This is a genomic window from Chloroflexus sp., assembly GCF_034434295.1.
Classification (GTDB): Bacteria; Chloroflexota; Chloroflexia; order Chloroflexales; family Chloroflexaceae; genus Chloroflexus.
This window is the reverse complement of record NZ_DAOTZQ010000091.1, coordinates 24,208-31,159: the sequence shown is the minus strand read 5'-3', so window position 1 is coordinate 31,159 and position 6,952 is coordinate 24,208. Positions and strand designations below refer to the sequence as shown.

General features: G+C 53.6%; 6 protein-coding genes. 1 reads left to right on the top strand and 5 read right to left on the bottom strand.

What is annotated here, in order from left to right:
- The 5 genes from csx10 to VAE57_RS12940 form a co-directional block, all read right to left on the bottom strand.
- A partial coding sequence (gene csx10 / locus VAE57_RS12960; RefSeq protein WP_322822293.1) for a CRISPR-associated RAMP protein Csx10 occupies positions 1-1,127 on the bottom strand: 1,127 nt, incomplete at its 3' end.
- Entirely contained in the window at positions 1,124-1,786 is a 663-nt protein-coding gene (locus VAE57_RS12955) for an RAMP superfamily CRISPR-associated protein (RefSeq protein WP_322822292.1), read from the bottom strand. The genes VAE57_RS12955 and csx10, both read right to left, overlap by 4 nt.
- Positions 1,773-3,395, bottom strand: a complete 1,623-nt coding sequence (locus tag VAE57_RS12950; RefSeq protein WP_322822291.1) for a Cas10/Cmr2 second palm domain-containing protein — start codon at positions 3,393-3,395, stop codon at positions 1,773-1,775. Before VAE57_RS12950 ends, VAE57_RS12955 begins: the two co-directional genes overlap by 14 nt.
- Positions 3,392-4,663 carry a Card1-like endonuclease domain-containing protein gene (locus tag VAE57_RS12945; protein WP_322822290.1) on the bottom strand — a complete coding sequence of 424 codons (1,272 nt, stop codon included), beginning with the start codon at positions 4,661-4,663 and terminating at the stop codon, positions 3,392-3,394. The genes VAE57_RS12950 and VAE57_RS12945 overlap by 4 nt, the downstream gene beginning before the upstream one ends.
- A 139-nt stretch (positions 4,664-4,802) precedes the next feature.
- Positions 4,803-5,687 carry a CRISPR-associated ring nuclease gene (locus VAE57_RS12940; RefSeq protein ID WP_322822289.1) on the bottom strand — a complete coding sequence of 295 codons (885 nt, stop codon included), beginning with the start codon at positions 5,685-5,687 and terminating at the stop codon, positions 4,803-4,805.
- Positions 5,688-5,755: 68 nt separating this feature from the next.
- Here VAE57_RS12940 and VAE57_RS12935 point away from each other — a divergent pair, with 68 nt between their 5' ends.
- Positions 5,756-6,910 (top strand): CRISPR-associated protein Csx3, encoded by a 1,155-nt coding sequence (locus VAE57_RS12935; RefSeq protein WP_322822288.1) that lies wholly within the window; start codon positions 5,756-5,758, stop codon positions 6,908-6,910.
- Positions 6,911-6,952 lie beyond the last annotated feature (42 nt).

The following is a 6,952-nucleotide window of genomic DNA, read 5'->3' as shown; positions in this document are numbered from 1 at the left end:
TCAATCAGACTCGCCGCCGGAGGATCCACCCTGATCAACTGCGTCTCAGTCTGCCAGTTGAATGCGAGACGGCCAAAACCCTCAGCCCGTCGCTCGCCAATACCATGCCATTCAGCGCCAGCAAGAGTTTGGGCCGGGATAATTGCTCTGGCGCGAAAGACGAAGACGCTGCCCCCGGCAATTGCCTGCGCTTGTGGTAACGGTAAGCCCCATGCCCGATTGAACCCACCCACTTCCTCCAGTCGCCAGACGCTGCGCTGCTCTTCCTCGCCAGCAATCGGGTGAACGTGATCGATTTCGACGCCGAGCAATTGTTGCAGTGCCGGTTGCAGGTTCCAGGTATATTGACCGGTGTTCGGATCGCGTACCAGAGTGTCGCTCAGCAGGGTGACAACGAACGTCTTGCCAGCATGGATTGGAACGATTTGTTTGGGTATCTCTCGCCACGTCTGAACATTCTGTGGTGCATCCACTGCAACGGTAACCCGTCCATAGCCGCTGTTGCTTGAGCCGCCGAGACGATAGATGTGCCGGAGCAGTGAGGACAGCAGTTCAACATCGTCATCCTCATCAACCAGGACCCAACCGGCAAATGTTTGCCCCTCTTCCAGCGCGTCGTACTGAAAAACGGCGCCACTCGCTTCGGTCGCACGACCCTTTACGCGATCACGCTGGGTATGCACATTGATACGGCGTTTCGGGGATATGAAGAAGATATCGCTGTCGTCTATCCAACAGAAGGGTTGCGACTCCTTTGCAGCACTGACAAACTGTGCCGTCTCGTCATTCACGTTATCGATCACTTCGAGAGCGAAGTCATAGACAGGCGTCTCCTCGCCCTTGACGTGGAATAATGATCGAGGTGTGGGGAGTGATCTTCTGCCGCCGGCATCGACAGGATAGGCATTAAGGTAGCGGGTGCGGCCATCAAAGAAGAGGCGTCGGGCTTCCTCTTCACGCGCATCAACGGCAACGATGCCCTTGTTCCGCGCATACATAGCTACTGCTGCACCACGCACTAGGCTGCCGGGCACATACGGATAAGAGACACCACTGTTAGGATCACCGGCAATGCGTGTTGCCAGTAGCGGTTCCAGTAATGTCACACGGTAGGGTATGATGTTCATCGTCCCACCTCTCCGGCAAACACGCGAAAGTACCGCTCAGTAATGTCTACACCGTCGCTGTCGATCAACCGTGCTTGCAGGCGACCGCGCCCCCGATTACGCCCGGTGCCGGCACGTCGCCACGCCAGAATGCAGGCTACCAGCAGTGCAAGTGTTTGCGCATCTGGCTCTGCCGCAAACTCAAGGGTCGCTTCAAACATCGTGCCGGGCAACACAACGCGCAGCGAGCGCAGGCTACCTCGTTCAGGAGCGCCGTACTCATTCATCGAGGTCTGGCGACGAATGGCCGTCAGCGATTCCAGAACCTCATCAGCCGACAACTCACCATTGCGTACTGCCATCTTGACAGCGGCCCGCAGCGAATCAGGCAGACGCGCATCGCTAACCCGAAGCATCCCGGTATCTGCGATAGTGCTCCCTGGCCATCCAAACAGACGATAAGCCGTCTGACGCCATTGGTCGGCACGCTGCTGCACTTCAAGGGCGTACAGGATGTTAGCACACTCTTCCGCCAGCAAGCCTTTCAACGTGCGGCCACGCAAAAACGGTAATCCGTCAGCATCGTGCTCTACCTCTTCGTCGACCAGACCGGCAACACCATCACCGCGACCAAAGGTAGCGGCAGAACGCAGATCGAATTGAAGTTTATACGCCGGCATGTGCGTTCTCCTCCTGTTCCCCGCGAGAATCCGCAACTATCTTTTGCAGGTCTACAAAGAAATCCATCATCTCAATAGCGTCAAAGTACACGCAACGGTCACCTGCCCAACCACTCTTTTCGTAACCCAAAACATTGAGCGAATGGGCAACAGGTAGTTGCCTGAGTTGATATGTATGAAGAAATTCCTGTACTTTGTCAGGTCCTGCACGTAAGGCTTCGCGGAGGCTTTTCACTTTACTGCGGCGGTCAAACCATTCGCCGTGTTCATCGATGAATTGGTCAAGCAACGTCTTAAAGACCGGCCAGCTACGCCAAGTTTGTTTTGAATCGTAAAGCAATACCGGACGCATAGAGAGCGAGCCGTGCCTGACAGTGTATTCACGCAGCCGAATCTCATCTAACGAACCGGTAATACCACTCATTGCGATGTGCCAGTCCAGGGCCGATCCATCGATCCCTGTCTGTTTGAACATCTGTTTGGCGGAACGGCAGAGCTGTTCACTTAAACGGTAGGCACGGGCAAAAGGATAGTGCGTCTTGACAATGGCGACGCCGGCGCATGCATACGCTGCTTTGCCCTCGAAAGCCGGTTCATTTTTCGTTGCAGCCTCAAATGCTTCCAGATAACGCACTGCCAGTGATAGACCGTAACTGCCGTGGCAGACAAACGTCACATCATCACCACCAAACACGATGGGACGAATAGGAAATTTCAGGCGATGACGGTTGGCAAGTTCATCGTCGGCAATAAAGGCTGCTGCCATCAGATCAACGACGCTGTTCAGCGCCTGAGTAGCAGCACGCTCAAGACTTTGCGAGAAGGTGCGGATGGCAATGATGTAATCACGGTTCTGCTCCGGTGTGTTGTGACGCCTGGCGATGGCTTCTACACGTTTGCCCATACCGTTGCCATCGGCATGGACGACAGCAATATAGCTTTCCTCGCCCCTGATTCTTCCTAAATCATCAAAATCGCGCGGAATTTCCCAGTTCCCTTTCTTTATCTGCGGCAGTCTGGCTGTCAGGCGATCCACACTCTGATTTTGGACCTTTGCATCACTTTTTGCCCTGATTTCCAAAGATACCGGCTTTTTTTCAACGATCTGGGATGCAACCAGTCCAGTCGAAGCGTAAGGTACCGTCACGCCCAACCCCAGCAGTGGCATCGAGGGAGTCCGATGATGTTTTTTGCGCACCAGATCAACACCTAACGTCGTACTGACAACCTGTGATAGGGCTTCCTTCGTCCAATCAAAACGACGGTGCGCCACTACAACTTCCAGACCAGGGGCTTCGCGCAGAACCCGCCGTGTCAGGCGACTGGTGAATGCGCGTGCCAGATCCATGGTCTTGAACAGAATCACCGTATTGCCACCACCAGCGTAGATGACCTCCGCGTCCAGGGTGTCGATGGTACGGTTATTATCAAGTTTGCCTGTAGCCACATTCTCTACGTTGTGAGCAGCAGGAAGCGCCTCGTACACCCATTGATGGGTTGCCCGTTCGACCAGTTCAGAGCCGCCGATATTCTCTTGCAGTCTGTTGCTGCCGAAGATATACCCCTGGATTTGGGTGGTGTCGATAGCGGTCAGAATATATTCGGTCATGTGTTTCTTCCTTTTCCTACGATGAGAAACCACTCAGCCATACGGTTGATCAGATCTGGCATATCCTGACGGCCAAACACGCGCACCTTGTCTTCAGCATCCCACGAGCGTACAATCTGACGTTGCAGGCTTTCGGGTTTATCTACCATGCAGACCAGACCCACACATGATTCGTCGCCGGCCATGTTACGGGCGCGGATATACGCTTCAAAGAGTTTCAGCTTGCACATTCCGGGATTTGTGTCGGTTGTGCATGAAATGGCGTAGAGCCGGTATCCCTGCATCACGCCTATATCAATGTCGTATTCCGGGCTATCCGATTCGCTCTGCGGACGAATGCCCATACCGATGTCATGGATTCGACTTTCAGGTCGCTGCGCTTTTATCTGACTCAGAACGTGATATACGTAGTGTTCTAGCCACTTACCGTCTAGCCATTCACACAGGTGTTTGATCTTCGCAAAACCAGACCGTTGCGCTGCCTCTAGCAGTTGAAAGTTACTGTCACTCGTGGCAAAAGAGGTGCTCATCTGCCTGGCAACCGTTTCCAGAGATTTGTCTGTCGGCAATTCAATGTGCAGGTTTTGAAGCAGACTTTCTTTATCCCATTCGTAGTCTTTCCGGGTACGGGCGTTTTTACGCAAAACCTCATCGCACCACGTTCGCCACGCCTTAATTGCATCAGGGTTTTGGTGAACGCTGGCGAGAACGGTAGCCAGTTGAGGAAGCTGCGCTTCCCTGGCAATCGACTCTTGAAGTTTGAATGCGTGCAATCTGACAATATCCTGAACGGAAGGTTGTACCTCGTAGAGAAGCGATTCGGTCATGAACGCCGGATCATTGCCGTGCTCGATATACATCCTGTTCGTGCGTGCGTCCAGATAACTCAAGGTTACCGGTCGCTGGGGTTTCTGGTAGTCTCGTATCACCTGAGTTGCGTGCACCGCCATCATTTTGGTGCCACCTGTGTAGTTGAGGCCAACAGAAGCATCGCCAATGCATCTCAACGCATGGTCAATGTGCCGGCGAATGTCAGCGCCATCCGACTCATCAACACACACAAACTGTGGTTGCGGGTGGTTTTCAACCCAGTAGCGCGCCAGACGTTCTGCTACAGTCCTGGTTTTGTCGGAGTGAACCAGGTAGAGTTGCCCCTGCGGCCTTAACATGAGCGTCGCTGCTACGAAATTTGGTAAGGGGTTGGTGCCGACCAGCAAAAACAAATAATCGCTCTTATAACGATCCTGAATAGCAGGTTGAGTTGTCACTATCCCCCCCCGTGTAGAAAACGGCATCTGATGCGCTTTCCCCTCCCCCCCATCCTACTCCTTCCACCATACATCCACCTCACCACTGCTACTGAAAAACAATCATCACCCCTTGTGATTATTCATCGCACATACTCTGCTATACTCGTTCCACGAAGCCGGCAAAGTGCTCGCGGAGAAACCGGTAGTCGAGGGATTCTGCATCAGAGATATTCCAGGCAATGCGGCATTCTGCCAGGATGGCGGTTTTGTGGGAATTAACGGTGCTTAATGAGATCGAGAGCTGATCGGCAACCTGATCCGGACGTAATCCCTTCGCAAACGCCTGCAAGACATCGCGCTGGCGGGTTGTGAGACGATCCCAGACCTGCTGACAGCGTGGATCGTCAATAAGGAAGCGTTGTAGCTGATTTTGTATCGAGCGGGAGTCGGGTTGGGCCAGCAGGCGGAGGCCGGGAAAGTAGGCACCCCAGGGTGTGAGCGGAATCTGAATCAGCGACACCCCATCGGTGGGCTGAACGTGCATCTGGGCACCGTCTCTGACACGCTGTAAGGTGGCTTCGGGGGTGTGCATATGCCAGAGTCGATCCTGGTGGTCACAGTAGAGTGCTGCAATTGAGGTTGCCAGGAGCGCCATCATGCGCCGACCACCACTCAGGCAGAGATGGAGCCGTCGTCCGGTCGTTTTCAGATCAACGATGAGTTGGCGAATGGCCTGAAAAGCGATTTCGACATCAGTTGTGGTACGGATGTCGGTTAATTCGCTACCGTTTGCACCAATGGGTACTTGCCGCAGCCGACAACGTCGACCAGCATAGTAATCATCGACAAATTCTCGTTGTAGCCGCTGCCATGCCTGAAGAGTGCGTTCGTTGGTGAGTGCAAGGTGAAGAATGTAGACTTCCTGAATGGTTTCACCACGGGCGAGGAGCGCATCCAGAGCAAAGGTAACAACTTGCGGTTGTCCACCGAGGGTGGCAACAAGAACAGCCGACGGTTCTGTTGGCAAAACAATGTCTGGCATATCTATTAAATATCGGCAATAATGATGATGATTATTGTAGCATCATTCTTTGGGGTTTGGATGGAGAGATGAACACGTTTCCCGCAGTGCTGATCGGCGGCCCTCCTCACAGTGGTAAATCCGTTTTGACGTACCTGCTCACGCAGTACCTTCGTCAGCGAGGCATTGCCCATTATGTCTTGCGTGCATGTCCTGATGGTGAAGGTGACTGGAGCCAGGAGTCAACACCCGATCAGGTGCGTTTACTACGGCAGAAAGGGGCATTTGATCGGACGTTTGTTGATCGGGTTTGTCGCGATATAGAACAGCGCCACTTGCCGCTGCTGGTGGATGCAGGAGGACGGCCTACGCTCGATCAGGAACGGATTATTCAGAGGTGTACACACGCGATTGTGCTTTCAGGCAACTCGCAGGGAATGAACGAATGGCGTAACCGTGTTGAGCAATATGGATTGATTATTGTTGCAGAATTGCACTCAGAATTGCACGGAAGCGATCAGATTGAGGTTGAAAAACCGGTGCTGCGTGGGGTGATTAGTGGCCTTGAACGGAATGCCCCGACCGGTGGGATAGTAGTAGAGGCGTTGGCCAACCGGCTTGCCCGCCTGATGCATTACGACCAGGCTGAACTGGTGCAGCAGCATTTGCAGCGGGCGCCTGCGGAACTCGTAGTTGATCTTGATCGGCTTGCCAGGCAGATGTGGGCAGAGGCAACGCAGCGGAGATGGATACCACCTGATCTTCCACAGATTCTGGATAGTATTCCGGCAAAAGCGCCCCTTGCTATCTATGGACGTGGCCCAAACTGGCTCTATGCAGCACTGGCAGGCCACACTGCCCCTGCGCCATTCTCCCTCTTCGATCCCCGGCTCGGTTGGGCGCAGGCCCAATCCCTGCAGCGTTTGCCACAACCCGTGGCTGATGTTATTCGCTGGCAGACCAGAGAAGAGCAGGATTATACCATGCTGAAAGCGCATCTGTTAGAACCGTATCTCGATTACGATGATTTGTCAGACCTGACGGTACCACAGCTTGATCGACAACGGGGAGTAATAGTGAGCGGTAAATTGCCCTTCTGGCTGCTTACCAGCCTGATCGTAACCTACCACGAGCATCCGTGGCTGGCGGTTGTTCAGCCACAACTCAATCCTAACAGCGTCATCATCTTTAGTCGATGCGAGGATTATCGACCCGGCAATAGTATCCAGGTTATGCTTGATTAGAAGGTGGATCATACGCCGTGTAAAGCTGTATGATGACAGGTA